At 36.0% G+C, this 17,241-nt stretch carries 14 protein-coding genes; all 14 read left to right on the top strand.

Translation table 11 applies throughout. The features are described from left to right. Positions 1 to 14 precede the first annotated feature (14 nt). A complete protein-coding gene (gene pyrE, locus BN3326_RS05680) occupies positions 15 to 686 on the top strand; it encodes an orotate phosphoribosyltransferase (protein WP_069998128.1) in 672 nt (223 codons plus the stop codon). A gap of 314 nt (positions 687 to 1,000) precedes the next feature. Next, positions 1,001 to 1,933, top strand: coding sequence for a DMT family transporter (locus tag BN3326_RS05675; protein ID WP_141722850.1), 933 nt, complete (start codon positions 1,001 to 1,003; stop codon positions 1,931 to 1,933). Between the two features lie 302 nt (positions 1,934 to 2,235). Next, positions 2,236 to 3,666 carry an NADP-dependent phosphogluconate dehydrogenase gene (gndA, locus tag BN3326_RS05670; RefSeq protein WP_242875944.1) on the top strand — a complete coding sequence of 477 codons (1,431 nt, stop codon included), beginning with the start codon at positions 2,236 to 2,238 and terminating at the stop codon, positions 3,664 to 3,666. A 54-nt stretch (positions 3,667 to 3,720) separates the two neighbouring features. Further along, positions 3,721 to 5,220, top strand: coding sequence for a glucose-6-phosphate dehydrogenase (gene zwf, locus BN3326_RS05665; protein ID WP_069998125.1), 1,500 nt, complete (start codon positions 3,721 to 3,723; stop codon positions 5,218 to 5,220). An 11-nt stretch (positions 5,221 to 5,231) separates the two neighbouring features. Further along, positions 5,232 to 5,855, top strand: coding sequence for a cyclase family protein (locus BN3326_RS05660; protein ID WP_069998124.1), 624 nt, complete (start codon positions 5,232 to 5,234; stop codon positions 5,853 to 5,855). A 140-nt stretch (positions 5,856 to 5,995) separates the two neighbouring features. Then, positions 5,996 to 6,508, top strand: a complete 513-nt coding sequence (locus BN3326_RS05655; protein ID WP_069998123.1) for an NADH-quinone oxidoreductase subunit NuoE family protein — start codon at positions 5,996 to 5,998, stop codon at positions 6,506 to 6,508. 35 nt (positions 6,509 to 6,543) lie between these two features. After that, positions 6,544 to 6,936, top strand: coding sequence for a (2Fe-2S) ferredoxin domain-containing protein (locus BN3326_RS05650; protein ID WP_069998122.1), 393 nt, complete (start codon positions 6,544 to 6,546; stop codon positions 6,934 to 6,936). A gap of 50 nt (positions 6,937 to 6,986) precedes the next feature. Beyond that, positions 6,987 to 8,633, top strand: coding sequence for an NADH-quinone oxidoreductase subunit NuoF (gene nuoF, locus BN3326_RS05645; protein ID WP_083258527.1), 1,647 nt, complete (start codon positions 6,987 to 6,989; stop codon positions 8,631 to 8,633). Positions 8,634 to 8,648: 15 nt separating this feature from the next. Further along, on the top strand, positions 8,649 to 10,400 hold the full coding sequence (locus BN3326_RS05640) for an NADH-dependent [FeFe] hydrogenase, group A6 (protein ID WP_069998120.1): 1,752 nt from the start codon (positions 8,649 to 8,651) through the stop codon (positions 10,398 to 10,400). Between the two features lie 227 nt (positions 10,401 to 10,627). Next, positions 10,628 to 13,489 carry a bifunctional diguanylate cyclase/phosphodiesterase gene (locus BN3326_RS05635; RefSeq protein ID WP_069998119.1) on the top strand — a complete coding sequence of 954 codons (2,862 nt, stop codon included), beginning with the start codon at positions 10,628 to 10,630 and terminating at the stop codon, positions 13,487 to 13,489. A 174-nt stretch (positions 13,490 to 13,663) separates the two neighbouring features. Beyond that, the gene (gene asrA / locus BN3326_RS05630) at positions 13,664 to 14,686 is read left to right on the top strand and encodes an anaerobic sulfite reductase subunit AsrA (protein WP_069998118.1); all 1,023 of its coding nucleotides are present in this window, start codon (positions 13,664 to 13,666) and stop codon (positions 14,684 to 14,686) included. Next, a complete protein-coding gene (gene asrB, locus BN3326_RS05625; protein WP_069998117.1) occupies positions 14,679 to 15,470 on the top strand; it encodes an anaerobic sulfite reductase subunit AsrB in 792 nt (263 codons plus the stop codon). The genes asrA and asrB overlap by 8 nt, the downstream gene beginning before the upstream one ends. An 11-nt stretch (positions 15,471 to 15,481) precedes the next feature. Further along, positions 15,482 to 16,459: a sulfite reductase subunit C gene (asrC, locus tag BN3326_RS05620; protein ID WP_069998116.1), complete on the top strand. Its 978-nt coding sequence runs from the start codon at positions 15,482 to 15,484 to the stop codon at positions 16,457 to 16,459. Between the two features lie 12 nt (positions 16,460 to 16,471). Next, complete coding sequence (locus BN3326_RS05615; protein ID WP_069998115.1) at positions 16,472 to 17,236, top strand: formate/nitrite transporter family protein; 765 nt, start codon at positions 16,472 to 16,474, stop codon at positions 17,234 to 17,236. Positions 17,237 to 17,241 lie beyond the last annotated feature (5 nt).

The raw sequence follows: 17,241 nt of genomic DNA, 5'->3' as shown, positions 1-17,241 counted from the left end.
GGGAGGTCTTTTGGGTGAGTTATAAAAAAGAGTTTATTGAATTTATGGTTAGAGCAGGGGTACTTACCTTTGGAGATTTTACGACTAAAAGTGGCCGTAAGACGCCGTATTTTGTAAATACAGGTAATTACAAGACAGGTTATCAGGCGGCAAAGCTTGGGGAATTTTATGCAAGCTGTATACGAGAGAATATTAAAGGGAATATTGACGCCTTATTTGGACCTGCCTATAAGGGGATTCCACTCTCAGTAGCTGCAGCTATTGCTTTATCCAATAAATATGATCAAGATGTGAATTATTGTTTTAATAGAAAGGAAGCGAAAGATCACGGTGAAGGCGGCTCAATGGTAGGTTATAAATTAAAAGATGGCGATAAGGTGCTTATTATTGAAGATGTTATTACAGCAGGAACAGCCATTAGAGAGTGCCTTCCTGTATTAAAAGCTGCAGCGGATGTGGAGATAGCAGGTCTTATTATTTCTGTAGACCGTATGGAAAGAGGTACGCAGAACAAGACAGCGATCCAAGAGATTTATGATGAATTTGGTATCACCGCTTATCCTATTGTAACGGTAAGAGAAATCATAGATACCCTTCATAATGTACCAGTAGACGGCAAGGTTGTAATCGATGATGCAATGCGAGCGAGAATGGAAGCCTATCTTGAAGAGTATTGTGTAAAATAAGTATTTGTAGATAGATAATTTTCCATATACAATCCACGTGAAGACGGTTGTTTTACTAAACAAGAAAGCATGATTGTACAAGAATTTTAGACTTGTTTCAAAAGTAGATGAAGGTGTGTTTTAAGAAAAATAGAAAAAATCTTCTATCACCTTGTTAAAAGGAGATGGGGGATTTTTACATTTTTGATATTAAGTTAAACTTCATTACTATAAATAAACGAAAAAAATATATTTATATTGTTATATTACGCGCAGTGAATTTACTCGTCTATAGTTAGCTAAATACATGGATTTAGGAGGCATAAGTGCCTAAAATGGAAAGAATAAAACTAATTAAAATGAAATATATATCTTACATAATGCTTCAAAGTATGATTTATGGTGTTGGGAATCCCTTGACAAAATTAGCTTATGAAAGTATCACGCCGTTTTGGCTGCTTACCTTTCGATTTTTCATATCACTACTTATCTTTTTTCTTTTTGGGGGTAAAAAGCTGATTGTACAACTGAGAGTAGCTAAAATCTCACAATATTTCCCAGCAAGTATGTGTACGGCGCTTGCCTACATCACTTGTAATTTAGCATTGAACTTAACATCTGCTACCAACGTTGGATTTCTAATGTCTTTGCCTGTCATCTTTACACCCCTGCTTGCCAGTATTATTCTTCATCAGAAATATGATTTTAGGTATCTGCCTTTGCAAATCATTATAATAATTGGATTGTATTTGCTTTGCAGTAATGAAGGGGGATTTACATTAAATAAAGGTGATATTTTTGCACTAATCACAGCGATAGCACTATCAGGCTCCCTGGTATTTGGAAAAAAATCATTGGAATCGCTAGATGCTGTTACAATTTCAGCTGCGCAGGCAGGTGTTACAGCCCTTATGAGCCTTATTTGTGCACTGGTATTTGATGATTTTAGTATAGTGTCTAATATAGCACAAGCTGCTTGGGGAGTAGTTGTTTATTTAGCGGTGATATGTACTTGCATTGCATATGTATTACAGAATTTAGCATTAGTATACCTCTCATCTAGTATAGTTTCGATGCTTCAATGCACACAACCGATTTTAACAGCAGTATGTTCATTTATCATTCTTGGAGAAACACTGAGCTTTCGAGGCGTATTAGGAGGATTAATCATCATTGGCTCAATCTTGCTCACAAATCTGATAGAAACAAATGAAAAAACAGATCAAGCCGTAAAAAAAGGCGATAACTTTACTGTTGATCTTAAGTAAGAAAAGAAAATTACTATCTTGTTATCCATAAAGTGTAGAAGATAAAGACATCATAAAGCCTCTTAGACAGTTATGCCTATTAGAGGCTTTTTTGGGTTGTACTTTTGCATGTGATTCATATTAAGTCTCTATTAAATCTCTATTAAATATAATGCAGACTATAATTATCTGTTCCTGTACAAACGTATATACAAATGCAGAAGTAGTTTTAATAAGCACATTTTAGTTATTAAGATATAATTAATAAGCATAATAAGACGATAATAGTATATAATTAAAATTAACTAAACTTACTGTCTTTTATGAATTCAGTATTTAAAATGGAGGCGATTACTTTGGGTAAAGAGCAGGTAGGCGTAATTGGACTTGCGGTAATGGGAAAAAATCTCGCATTAAATATAGCTGACCATGGATTTTCAGTATCGGTTTATAACCGTGGCCCCCAAAAGACGCAGGAGCTATTAAGTGAGATAAAAGATAAAAACATAAAGGGATATTATACTGTAGAAGACTTTGTGCACTCTCTTGAGTTGCCGCGCAAGATTATTTTGATGGTGAAAGCTGGGGAGGCTGTTGATGCAACAATCGAACAGCTACTGCCGTATCTTTCAAAGGGTGATCTCATAGTAGATGGCGGTAATTCTTATTATCTGGACACCATACGCCGTAATAAGGAGCTTCAAAGTTTAGGATTTTCTTTTATTGGAACAGGTATTTCAGGAGGAGAAGAAGGTGCCAGAAATGGTCCTGCTATTATGCCGGGGGGAGAGGAACCAGCTTACTGGTTAATTGAGCCTGTTTTAACGGCTATTTCGGCAAAGGTTGATGGCGCGCCGTGCAGTACTTATATAGGCAAAGATGGCGCTGGACATTTTGTAAAGATGGTGCATAACGGTATTGAATATGCAGATATGCAGCTTATCTGTGAATCCTACTTTCTTATGAAAAAGATATTGGGATTGTCTGTACCAGAAATTCATGAAGTGTTTAAATGTTGGAACGAAGGCGAGCTTAATAGTTATCTTATTGATATCACAGCAGAAATTTTTAAAAAGATTGATATAGATACAGAGCAGTATATGGTAGATATGATTTTAGATACTGCAGGACATAAGGGCACAGGTAAATGGACTAGTCAAATCGCTCTCGATATAGGGGTTGCTGCACCTACCATTACAGCGGCTGTATTTGAGCGCTATTTATCGGCAATAAAAGAAGAACGAGTGAATGCAAGCAATATTTTAAGAGGGCCGATATTTGCATTAAATAAATCTAAAGACTTTATTGAATCTATTAGAAAAGCACTTTATGCCAGCAAGATTTGTTCTTATGCCCAAGGCTTCAGTTTAATGAGCGCAGCCTCTAAGCAATATGATTGGGAACTAAACCTTGGGAATATTGCAATGATATTCCGTGGAGGATGTATTATCAGAGCGCAATTTCTAAACCGCATTAAGGATGCTTATGATAAAACACCAAAGCTTAATAATTTATTATTAGATGACTATTTTAAAGAAAGTGTCGGAAACTATCAACAAGAATGGAGAGACGTTGTCGTTACAGCTATTCAAGCCGGGATTCCTGTACCAGGTTTTGCAAGTGCGCTTTCTTATTATGACAGTTATAGGTCAGAGAAGCTCCCTATGAACTTACTCCAAGCACAAAGAGATTTTTTTGGTGCACATACGTATGAAAGAATTGATAAAGAAGGCATATTTCACACCAAATGGTAATCTGTGACAGGAAACCAAATTATAGGTGTAATAAAGGAAGGAGGTATTTTGCACATGGCAATCGATAAAAATAAGCAAAATGATTTATCTGCTATGATCGTTATCTTTGGCGGAACCGGGGATTTAACCCATAGAAAGCTGATGCCAGCTCTATATAATTTAGTACATGATCAATTATTGCCTAAACATTTTGCAATTGTTTCTATAGGTCGAAGAGAACAGACCACTGAGCACTATAGAAAGGAAGTGTTTGAGTCTATAAGTGCCCATTCAAGAAATAAAATTGATGAAAAATATTGGGCGAAGCTCAGAGAATTAATCTATTATTTTAAGTTTGATTTTACGGATCAAGCAGGTTATTCAAAACTAAAAGATTTTTTAGATGAACTTGATAAAAAAACTCATACCAATGGCAATAGGGTGTATTATTTGGCTGTGGCACCAGAGTATTTTGAGACGATAGCACAAGGACTTCATATTAGTGCGCTCGCTAAAACTGATGGTTCATGGAATAAACTGATTATTGAAAAACCATTTGGCAAAGATTTAAAGACTGCTAGAAAACTCAACCAGAAGCTTATAGAAATTTTTGATGAAAAGAGTATCTATAGAATAGATCATTATCTTGGTAAAGAAATGATACAAAATATTATGGTGCTTAGGTTTTGTAATTCTGTTTTTGAATCACTATGGAGCAATAAATTTATAGATAATATACAAATATCTCTTAATGAAAAACATGGGGTTGGTACAAGAGGCGGCTATTATGAAAACTCAGGGGCCATGCGGGATATGATTCAAAACCATATCATTCAGATTCTTTCGCTTGTTGCAATGGAGCCTCCGGTTAACCTTGAGACGGAGTCTATTAGGACTGAAAAGTTAAAAGTTATTCAGGCCATTGATGAATTTACGCCTGAATATCTTAGGGAGAATGTTGTATTTGGACAGTATGGAAAAGGCATTATCGATGGTATGCCTGTTCTAGGGTATAGAGAAGAAGAGAAGGTTCCCCCACATACAAGTACTGAAACATTTGTAGCTTTAAAGTTGTATGTTAACAATCTAAGATGGGCCGGAACCCCTTTTTATATCAGAACGGGCAAAAGATTGGGATCAAACTCGGCTGAAATTGTTATACAATTTAAGTCACTGCCTAAGGTTTTGTACTTTAAAGATGAGCATATTCAAGACCCGAATTTGTTAGTAATTAGGATACAACCCAATGTCGGCGTATTTTTTCAGTTTAATACAAAAGATTTTACAAGTCATCACGATATAGTCCCTATGAAGATGGAAATCAGCCATACGAACCAGTTCTTAGGCAACACGCCGGAAGCTTATGAAAGGTTGATCTTTGACATATTACGTGGCGATGCCACTTTGTTTTCAAGATGGGATGAAGTAGAAGCAGCGTGGACGGTTGCAGATAAAATTATTGCATATAGAGAACAAAAAAGATTTCATTTTCCAAATTACGAGGCTGGTACAATGGGACCTGTAAAAGCGTTTCAACTACTCGCACGAGATGGAAGAGAATGGTGGAATATATAGGAGGAAAAGCGATGAAAATATATGATATTTCTATGAAAATTTGTTATGAGATGCCTGTTTACAAAGGCCGGGAAGCTAAAAGACCTGTTATGAAAGTTGAAAGTGATTTTACATCCTCAAGCGTATATGAAAGTAAGATTACAATGAATATGCATACGGGAACACATGTAGATAGTGCCCTGCACATGTTGCCAGAGGGGACGACAATTGATACACTGCCACTCGAAAAGGTGATAACAAAATGTAAAGTTTTTGACTTGCAACATGTAACAGGAGGCATATCGGAGGAACATTTAAAAGAAAAAGATATTGTTGAAGGAGACTTTATCCTGTTAAAAACAAAAAATTCATATTTAGATATATTAGAAAATGAGTTTATTTTTGTTGATAAAACAGGCGCAAGTTACCTTGAGCAAAAGAAAATAAAAGGCGTTGGCATCGATTCACTTGGTATTGAGCGTGCTCAACCAGAACATGAAACGCATAAAATACTGCTAGGAGCAGATATTGTCATATTAGAAGGCCTTAATCTTAGAGATATCGAAGAAGATGAATACTTGCTTGTTGCAGCGCCAATCAATGTAATAGGTGCTGAAGCTGCACCAGCAAGGGCCGTATTAATTAAAGAAGTTTAGATACAGCTACTTTAAGCCTTGGAATTATTCTAAGGCTTTTTTGTGTTTTAAAATAATAATGTATATTACTCATTAAAACGAGTATTTTGGGTAATAATGTAATTGGATATAATATTATAAACAGAAAAGATGTGAAAAATATGACTAAACCTCAAACAATAAGTGTCACAAAGCCAGCAAATGAGGAACTTCCAAAAGAAAAATTTGATGCGCTTGAAGAATTTATTGAAGGGCTTGAAACCACAAAGGGAGCGTTAATAGAAATACTCCATAAAGCTCAAAATATATTTGGCTATCTTCCAAGGGATGTTCAGTTGTTTGTAGCAAGAAAATTAGGTATTCCAGGAGCAGAAGTTTATGGTGTTGTCAGTTTCTACTCCTATTTTACAACGAAACCAGGCGGTAAACACACGATAAGCTGCTGCATGGGTACCGCCTGTTATGTAAGAGGTGCAGATAAAATTTTAGAGCGCCTTAAGGAAAAGCTTGGCATTGAATCTAATGAAGTAACAAAAGATGGTCTTTTTACTTTAAAGGATGTGAGATGTATAGGCGCCTGTGGACTTGCACCTGTTGTTATGGTTGATGATAAGATATTTGGCAGGGTTAAAGAAGAAGATCTGGATGATATTATCAATCAATACCGTAAATAAATTTTTGAAGTTACCAAAAGTTAGGAGTTAAGCTTATGAAAATTAAATCATTAGAAGAATTAAAGCAAATTAAAGAAGAATACAAGGACAGAGTAAGATTAAGGAGTAAGACAGAAGAAGTTTTAGACCAGACAGAGATTCTTATTGGGATGGCTACTTGTGGGATCTCATCAGGTTCAAGAGAAACGCTGAATGCAATTATAGACGAGCTGGCTAAAGAAAATCGAGATGATATCAAGGTAATTCCTGTAGGATGCATTGGCTATTGTCATTCAGAGCCTACTGTTCAAGTGAATATAAAAGGTCAAAAACCTATCATTTATGGCAATATGAAAAAAGAAAATGTGCATGAGCTGATTGAAAAGCATATAAAAGGCGGACAGCCAGTAGAAAGGTTTATTCTGAGTACTCATTTTGAAAGTATGTAGTCAAACCTCGCGTCAGTATTAAAGAGGATTTAAAGGAGGCTAATGGAAATATGGAAAATGCAAGAATGAATATTCTGGTGTGTGGTGGGACAGGCTGCATTGCAAGTGACAGTGAGAAAGTCATAAAAAACTTACAGCTCATTATCAAAGCACGTGGCTATGAAAAAGAAGTACATGTTGTAAAAACTGGGTGTTTTGGTTTTTGTGAACAAGGCCCCATTGTAAAGATAGAGCCTGATAATGTTTTTTACGTAAGGGTAGGTGCGAAAGATGTTAAAGAAATTGTAGATGAGCACATCATTAAAGGAAGAACAGTAGAAAGGCTTTTGTATAAAGACCCAGAAGAAAATAAGCCTGTCAGTCGGCAAGAGGATATGCAGTTTTATAAGAAGCAGCTGCGTGTTGCCTTAAGAAATTGTGGTTTTGTTAATCCAGAGGATATCTATGAATACATAGCTGCTGGAGGATATGAAGCGCTAGGTAAGGCATTGACACAAATGACCAGGGACAAAGTGGTTGAAGAGATCAAAAAATCAGGTCTTCGTGGCCGCGGGGGCGGAGGATTTCCGACCGGTATAAAATGGGAGATTACAAAAAAGCAAGACAGTGAAGTGAAGTTTATTATATGCAATGCAGATGAAGGTGACCCAGGGGCGTTTATGGACAGAAGCATATTAGAAGGGGATCCCCATAGTGTACTCGAGGCCATGGCCATTGGCGGGTACGCTATTGGCGCTGATAAAGGCATTATTTACATTCGTGCAGAATACCCCCTTGCGATATCAAGACTTAATACTGCTTTAAAACAAGCCAGAGAGACGGGATTATTAGGTAAAAACATTTTTGGAACAGATTTTAGTTTTGATATAGCGATCAAGTATGGCGCAGGCGCTTTTGTGTGTGGTGAAGAAACTGCCCTTATTAATTCATGTGAAGGAAAAAGAGGTGAGCCAAATTATAAACCGCCTTATCCTGCAGAAGAAGGTTACTGGGGACATCCAACCTGTGTCAATAACGTTGAAACATTTGCAAATATTCCTGTAATTATTACAAGGGGGGCAGAATGGTTTGCATCAATTGGTACTGAAAATAGCAAAGGTACAAAGGTATTTGCACTGGCAGGAAAGATCAATAATGTAGGCCTTGTTGAAGTACCCATGGGAGTAACTTTGCGAGAAATCATTTATAATATTGGCGGCGGCATACCAGGTGGACGTAAGTTCAAAGCGATACAGACCGGAGGGCCCTCGGGCGGTGTGCTGACAGAAAAAGATTTAGATACCCAAATTGATTACAATAGTCTTCTTGAGGTAGGTTCTATGATGGGTTCAGGTGGTATGATTGTAATGGATGAGACAGATAATATGGTGAATATAGCCAAGTTTTATCTAGAATTTACAATGGATGAATCTTGTGGAAGATGTACACCATGCCGTATTGGGACAAAAAGAATGTATGAACTCTTAAATAAAATTACAAGCAGGAAAGGAACTATGGCTGATTTAGACGCATTAAAACAATTAGCTTATATGATAAAAGACGGCTCGCTTTGTGGTCTTGGACAAACTGCTCCTAATCCAGTTATTAGTACAATGAAACATTTTTGGAATGAATATATTGAGCTCGTAAAAGATGTCGATAGCCCCCAAGGCGAAGGAAAATATGTTCCAAAAAATAAAATAGGGATTAAATCCTAAAAGGAGGCAGAAACTTTGTCTGATAATAAAAAAATAAAAGTTATAATTAATGATCAAGAACTTATGGTACCTGAAGGTATAACTATTTTGGAAGCAGCTCATGAGGCCGGTGTGCATATTCCTACTTTATGCCATTTAGACCTACACGATTTTAAAATGATTAATCAGACTGCTTCATGCAGAGTATGTATGGTTGAAGCACAAGGAAGAAATACACTTGTACCGGCATGTGTTACAAAAGTTTCGGAAGGACTAGAGGTGCAAACCAATACAATCCGTGCAATCACCGCCCGCAGGATGGCTGTAGAACTCCTCTTATCCAATCATCCTAATGAGTGTTTCACTTGTCCCAAAAATCTCGAGTGTGAACTACAGGCCCTAGCGGCAGAACTCAATGTAAGAGAGATTCGGTGGGAAGGAGATAGGATGGACTATCCTAAGGACTTATCCAGCGGGGCTATCGTAAAGGATTCAAATAAATGTATTTATTGCAGGCGGTGTGAAACGGCTTGTAATGAAGTGCAGACCTGTGGCATATTATCTGGGATTGGCCGCGGTTTTGAAGCTTTTGTAGGACCTTTTGGCAATATACCTATGGTGGAGTCTTCATGTACTTACTGCGGACAATGTGTGCAAGTATGCCCTACGGCAGCACTTACAGAAGTTTATCACATGGAAAAGGTTTGGGAGGCAATTAATGATCCTGATAAACATGTTATTGTACAAACTGCTCCTGCTATTCGTGTTGCATTAGGTGAACTCTTCGGTATGGATGCAGGAACCATTGTAACAGGTAAAATGGTTACAGCTTTAAAACGGATGGGATTTGATGCTGTTTTTGATACTGACTTTGGGGCAGATCTTACCGTTATGGAAGAAGCAGCAGAACTCATTTATCGTATTAAAAATAACAAAACATTACCAATACTCACCAGCTGCTGCCCAGCTTGGGTCAAATTCATAGAGCATCAATTTCCGGAGTTACTTGAAATACCTTCCACGTGCAAGTCGCCCCATATTATGTTTGGAACAATCGCTAAGACTTATTATGCCAAAAAGAATAATATAGATCCTAATAATATTGTAGTTGTTTCTATTATGCCGTGTATCGCAAAAAAAGCTGAGGCTAAACGTCCAGAGCTTACAAAAGATGCGCATGATAATGTGGATATAGTTGTTACCACCCGTGAGCTTGGAAAAATGATTAAAGAAGCGGGTCTGGATTTTCCAAATCTTCCTGAGAGTGAATACGATAAACCCCTGGGAGAGACAACAGGTGCATCAGTTATATTTGGAACAACAGGCGGCGTTATAGAAGCAGCGCTGCGTACAGCCTATGAATGGATGACAGGAGAAGAATTAAAGCATGTTGAATTTGATCAGCTTAGAGGCCTTGAAGGCATACGTGAAGCAACTGTTAAAGTAGGAGACAGTAATCTTAATATAGGGATTGCCCATGGGCTTGGCAATGCGCGTACACTTTTAGAAAGTATCAGAGAAGGAAAATCAAAGTACCATGCGATAGAGATTATGGCCTGCCCGGGGGGATGTATCGCAGGAGGGGGACAGCCTTACCACCATGGCAATGATGAAATTATAAAAAAACGACAGGAAGCTATTTATGAGGAAGATAGAAATAAAAAGATAAGGAAGTCTCATGAAAATACTGAAATTCTTGAACTGTATAAAGAATATTTAGGTGAGCCATTTGGTAAACTTGCTCACGAGTTACTGCATACACATTATGAGGAAAGAGAAAGAATATAGAACTATCAAACACTTAAAAGCCGGTAAGAATTCTAATTTGCCGGCTTTTAAAGTTATTTGATAAACCAAAAAGATTGCAAATAGCGAAATCAGATGAAAAGAGAGGAATATTAAAATATTTTGATGAATTTATAGAAAATTATGGGAACAAAGATTATAATTGAACTATCATCAATGTTTTAAGTAGAAATGACTAGATCAATAAGGTTAAAGAAAGGGGAGGGTATATGTTATTAAGAAAAAAGATTCCGTTCACAATGATAGCGTTAGTTTCGATTCCACTTATCATTTTAAGTATTATTGTTTATACCTATACATCAAGTGCATTAATAACTGTAAATAAAAATAGAATTAGAAATATTTCTGAGATTCAGAGTGAAAATTTAATTAATATTATTAACGCACATACTAAAGAACTTCAGCTTACAGCAAAAATTGATGAAATTATTGATGTTTTGATATTGGAGCATCATAACAAGCTTAGCTCTACGGAGTGGGCCTTAAGAGAAGAACCTAATCGTGTATTAGAAGATATTTTAGAAGAGTCATCTGAACTTGATAATATATTTGTTGCAAATTACAAAGGTGAAATTATACTTAGCGGAAAACATGATGCTTTAAATAGGAATATACAGGATAATCAATATTTTATTGATGCTTTAAACGATAAAACGGCAGTAAGTAATGCACTTCGAGATGATCAAAATGACGAAAAAGTAATTGTGATGACTGCGCCTGTTAAAAACGATCATCAAGAAATTGTTGGTGTGATTGGACATATTATTAAATTAGATTATTTTAAGAATAAAATTACTAATGTAAAAATGGAAAACCAAGGTTATGCCTATATTGTAGATGCAGAGGGGATTCTAGTTGCCCATCCAGATGCAAAGAGAGTTGGGACATACATAGAAAATACTACAATTCAGGAGATTGTAAAAAAGATTAAAAATCAAGAAGTTGTATTATCCGGAGAAGGCCAATATATTTACCAAGGGAAGCAAAAATATATGGCCTATAGCGTGATCCCTCAAATCAACTGGCTTATTGTTTTTGCACAAGATAAAACGGAGATGAATGAACCGGCGCGCATAGCGCTCATACTTATTTTAGTAGCTACTTTAGGGTTTATTAATCTATCAATCATTGCTAGTATAGAATTTTCAAAATCTATTACAGAACCAGTGGATCAGTTAATAGAAGCTATGGATAAAGCAGGAAACGGGGATTTAAACTCAAAGTGTAACTTCAAATCACATAATGAATTTGGTAAGCTTTCAACTAATTTTAATAATATGTTAAGCCAACTAAATTTAAGTTACCATGAACTAGCTGCTGTGTATGATCAGCTCAGCGCCACAGAGGAAGAATTACGTTCACAATATGAAGAACTTCAAGACAGTGAGGAGCATTTAAGAAAAAGCGAAGAAAAATATAAATTAGCCTTAGAGGGCGTTAATGATATTATTTGGGAGTGGGATAATGAAACAAAATCCCTTCATGTTTCAAATAAATGGCATGACATTGTAGGAGATTTGCCTATTAGAAAAATATCTATTAGAAATTTTATCCGGTTTATTCACAAAGAAGATGTTAAAATGGTAATTAAGGATATAAAAGATCATCTTGACGGTCACACACTGTTTTATAAAAGTGAGTTTAGAATACAATTAGGTGAAGAACAATTTAAATGGTTACTCATAAGAGGTAAGGCCCTACATAATGCAAAAGGTAAAATGATTAAGATAGCAGGATCTATGACAGATATTTCTGAGAGAAAAGCTATAGAAAACGAAATAAAACATATGGCATATCATGATACCCTAACCAGTCTACCTAATAGAATTTTATTTATGAAAAAACTTGAAAAAGAACTTGAAAGATCTAAAAAAGAAGGTTTAATAGGAGCTATTATGTTAATAGACCTTGATAATTTTAAAAATGTAAATGACACATTAGGACACGACCATGGAGACAAACTGCTAGAATGTATAGCAGAAAAATTAAAAGTGACTGTTAAGGGAAATAATACTGTATGTAGGTTTGGAGGCGACGAATTTCTTGTGCTCTATCCCCAGGCAGATAGCGAAAACCAAATAAGAGATTTCGCAAAAAGAATACTTAGCATTTTTGAAAATCCACTAATAATAAATGATAAACTTACTTATATGACAGCAAGTCTCGGGATTTCTGTTTACCCAAAGGATGGGGAACATACAAGCCATCTTTTAAAAAATGCAGATGTCGCTATGTATACAGCCAAATTCTTAGGTAAAAATACATTTTTGTTTTTTAATCAGGAAATGCAAGAGGGATTAGAGCGAAAAATTAAAATAGAGGCTATCTTAAGACAAGCCCTTATAGAAGATGGCTTTGAAATTTATTATCAGCCACAGATTGATGTTAAAGGGCATAAAATTACTGGATTTGAAGCACTTCTAAGGCTAAATTCAAAAGAAATGGGCTTTATATCACCTGGAGAGTTTATTCCTATTGCTGAAGAGAGTGGTCTTATCAAAGAGCTTGGTCTATGGTGTTTAAAGCACGCTTGTTTAAAAAACAAAGAATGGAGAGATAAGGGATACCAATTTGACTCGATATCAGTAAATATATCAAATGTGCAATTTGAGCAACATAATTTTGTTGAACTGATTATGGAGGTGTTGGAACAAACACAGCTGAAACCAGAGTTTTTAGAGATTGAAATTACGGAATCTGTTTTAATGAAATCCTTAGAAAAAAACATCGAAATTTTAGAAAAGCTAAAAGCAATAGGGATTAAAATTGCACTTGATGATTTTGGGACAGGCTACTCATCTTTTAATTATTTAAGGCAACTGCCTATCAATACTTTAAAGATGGATAAGTCTTTTATCGATGGTATTTGTCTTAACCTAAAAGAACAAGCCATTGTACATGGTATTATTCAGCTTGCCCATCAGATGGCATTAGAAGTTATAGCCGAAGGCGTAGAGAATGAAAGTCAGTTAAAGCTCTTAAAACTAAAAGATTGTGATAAGGTACAAGGTTATTTTTTCAGCAAGCCACTGCCGGCTAGAGAAGCCGAAGTATTTTTGAAAAACTTTTAAAACTATTTTACATATAAAAAAGCGTAGTAATGTGCATAGATCAAGGCATATCACTACGCTTTTTGTTTGAAAAGGTTTATATTTCATATAAATACGTACCCATAGTTACAGACTGTAGTGTTTATCTCGGTTAGACTATAACACATAAAAACATATTTTTAGGAGGTGTGCGTGGTGGGATATAGACTAACCACAACTGAATTTGATAAATATTTAACAAAACTATCCGAGCAATTTGAAATATATGGACCTATAAAGCAAAAAGGAAAGGGCATGTTTTCTGATACCGATATGACGGGGTATGGTAAAGTGTCAAGAACAAATGAAATGGTTTTAGAAGAAAAGTCCTATTATTCACCTAAGGAGATTTTTTATCCTATTCGAGAGACCTTGTTTTATTTTTTAAGTGACCAGATTAAAGAGCCAGTGATTAATAAAAAACCCATCATTATGTTTTTAAGACCCTGCGATATCCATGGGATTGAACGCTTAGATAAAATTTTTTTAGAAAATGGGATTGAAAAGGATTATTATTATTTAAGAAGAAGAGAACTTCTTAAATTTATTATGATCGAATGTACAGAAGGGTTTGATACATGCTTTTGTGTAACGATGGGAGCCAGTAAAACAGATCGATACGAGGCAGCCATACGCCGAGAAGGTTCAGAGGTTTTAATACATATTAAAGATACAGCGCTTTTAATAGACAACCTAAAAAGTAAAAAAGATGAGCTGTTTGAACCAGAATTTATAGAGAAAAATAAGGTAAAAGTAACACTTCCAGATGTGAGTTTAGTGACGCAAGAGACTTTTAATCATGAAATATGGACAGAATATACAAGTAGGTGTATTGCTTGTGGCCGCTGTAATACTTCTTGTATCACATGTTCATGTTTTACCATGCAGGATGTTAAAACAAGTGATGATGGAACACTTGGAGAAAGAAGAAGAGTATGGGCAGGCTGCCATGTGGATGGGTATACAGATATGGCCGGAGGACATAGCTTCCGCAATAAAAATGGTGAAAAGATGAGATTTAAAACGATGCATAAAGTCAATGATTTCTACAAACGTTTTGGCATGCATATGTGTGTAGGCTGCGGCAGATGTGATGATGTCTGTCCCGAATATATTTCTTTCTCAAAATGTATTAATAAACTTAATCAAATTGTTATGGAGGGACAAAGTCATGCATAATGCCTACTTGTCAAAACCCTATAAAATATTAAATATTGTGCAGGAAACACCCATTGACTATACTTATAAAATTGCTTATGAAGGTCAAGTTATTGGTGGACAATTTATGGAGATCTCTATACCAGGAGTCGGAGAGGCACCTATATCTATTAGTGACTTTGATGAAAAATCAATGGATATGACTATTCGGAAAGTAGGTCGCTTAACAGATGAAATATTTTGTTTAAAGCCAGGGGATGTACTTTTTATGAGAGGGCCTTATGGTAATGGTTTTGATCTAGATGCTTTTAAAGGAAAAGATTTAACTATCTTTGCAGGTGGAACGGGGCTTGCACCCGTTAAAAACCTTATCCGGTACTTTGCAGAACATATCAACCAAACTAAAAAATTAGAAATACTTATTGGTTTTAAATCACCACAGGATGTTTTATTTACGGAAGAGATTAAGAAGTGGAAAGAGACTTGTCCGGTATATCTTACAGTAGATCAGCCATCGCCCGAATGGCAAGAAGAAACAGGGCTTATTACAAAACATATTCATAAATTAGATTTAAAGAATGTACAAGAAAAAACAGCAGTTGTTGTCGGCCCACCGATTATGATGAAATTTATGACCCTTGAACTTATAAAACAAGGGTTCTTAGAAGAAAATATTTGGGTCTCCTTTGAAAGGAAAATGAGCTGCGGTATTGGTAAATGCGGACATTGCAAAATAGATGAAACCTATGTATGTTTAGAAGGACCTGTTTTTAATTATGTGAAAGCAAAAAGTCTGATTGATTAGGGGAGAATAAAATGAGCGTTAATAGAAAAATTATTGCAAAAAATGCCTATAGAATTACGAAAACCAGAAATAAAACAGCACTTAGAATCAGGGTGCCAGGAGGGCATTTGGAGGCTGAATTTTTTCCGCTGATTCAGTCTATTTCAGAGCAGTACGGTAACGGTACTGTTCATTTAACCACGCGGCAAGGTTTTGAAATCCCAGATATTGATTTTGAGGCTATACCAGAAATTAATCAAAAAATTAAACCGCTTATCAGTGCGCTTGGACTTGATTTAGTTGTTCAGGATGGCGGTTATCCGGCAGCTGGCACAAGAAATATTTCAGCTTGTATAGGTAATCGTGTTTGTCCTTATGCTAATGATGATACTACCCGAGTAGCAAAAAATTTAGAGCGCGTGGTTTATCCCCATGATTTTCATTTCAAGATTGCAGTTACAGGGTGCCCTAATGACTGTATTAAAGCACATATGCAAGATTTTGGCATCATCTGTGTAACAGAGCCGCAGTATGATGCTTCAAGATGTATCAGCTGCGAAGCTTGTGTTAAAAACTGTAAAAAGAAAGTGACGGGGGCTCTAACACTTAAAAATTTCACCGTAGAGAGAGATCATGAAAAATGTATTGGCTGTGGAGAATGTATTTTAAAATGCCCAAGTGGTGCATGGACTAGAAGTGAAAAAAACCTTTATCGTATGGTTATTATGGGAAGAACGGGAAAGAAAAATCCAAGGCTTGCCATGCCCTTTATAAAATGGGGAACAGAAGAGGTTTTAACTCAGATCATTCAAAATACATACCGCTATGTAGATAAGTATATTGATCGCTCACTTCCTAAAGAGCATATTGGCTATATTGTAGACCGAACAGGCTATCATGTTTTTAAAGAAGAAGTGCTTAGAGATGTAACGCTTAATAAAGAAGCGCAGGTTGCTCAGAATATGCAGTGGTCAGGTTATTGGTATAAGCAAGATGAAAACTTCAAATAAGGAGAGATAGAAATGTATAAAGAACTTATTGATAAAATATCAGATGTGGGAGTGGGTAAAGTTAACTTGCTAAAAGCAAGTAAGTTAAAATACTTTATCTTGTCGATGCTCGCTGGTATTTATGTAGGTATTGGGATATTACTTATTTTTAGCATAGGGGGGCTTGTAGGAGATATTGGTTTTAGACGGATCATTATGGGACTCAGTTTTGGTATTGCCCTTAGTCTGGTCATTATGGCAGGCGGCGAGCTTTTTACAGGCAATAATATGATTATGACAGTGGCATCCCTTAATCAGAAAGTGAGCTGGATAGATACAATAAAAGTATGGGTTTATTCTTATATTGGAAACCTAGCAGGCAGCATATTGATAGCTTGGCTGTTTGTGAGGGGAGGAGGAGCCAGTGGCAGCGTTGGTGAATTTATTATTAAGGCGAGTGAGCTTAAGATGACTGGAGATTTTTGGGAGCTTTTCTATAGAGGTATTTTATGTAATATGCTGGTGTGTTTAGCAATTTTAACTTCTATTAAGTTAAAAGAAGAAACAGCAAAACTTATCATGATTTTTTGGTGCTTATTTGCCTTTATAACCTCAGGTTTTGAACATAGTGTAGCAAATATGACACTACTCTCAATGGGCTTATTGATTCCAAATGGAGGGGTCTTAAATATAGGCGGTTTTTTATATAATATGGTACCCGTCACACTGGGTAATATGATAGGTGGGGCTGTAATTGTTGGTATAAGCTACTGGATAGTTGGAAAAGATAAAATTTAGAAGGG

Origin of the sequence: Cellulosilyticum sp. I15G10I2, from assembly GCF_900095725.1 — a bacterium.
Taxonomy (GTDB): domain Bacteria; phylum Bacillota; class Clostridia; order Lachnospirales; family Cellulosilyticaceae; genus FMMP01.
Note: the sequence above shows the minus strand (reverse complement) of the source record. Positions and strands in the feature narration are given on the sequence as shown.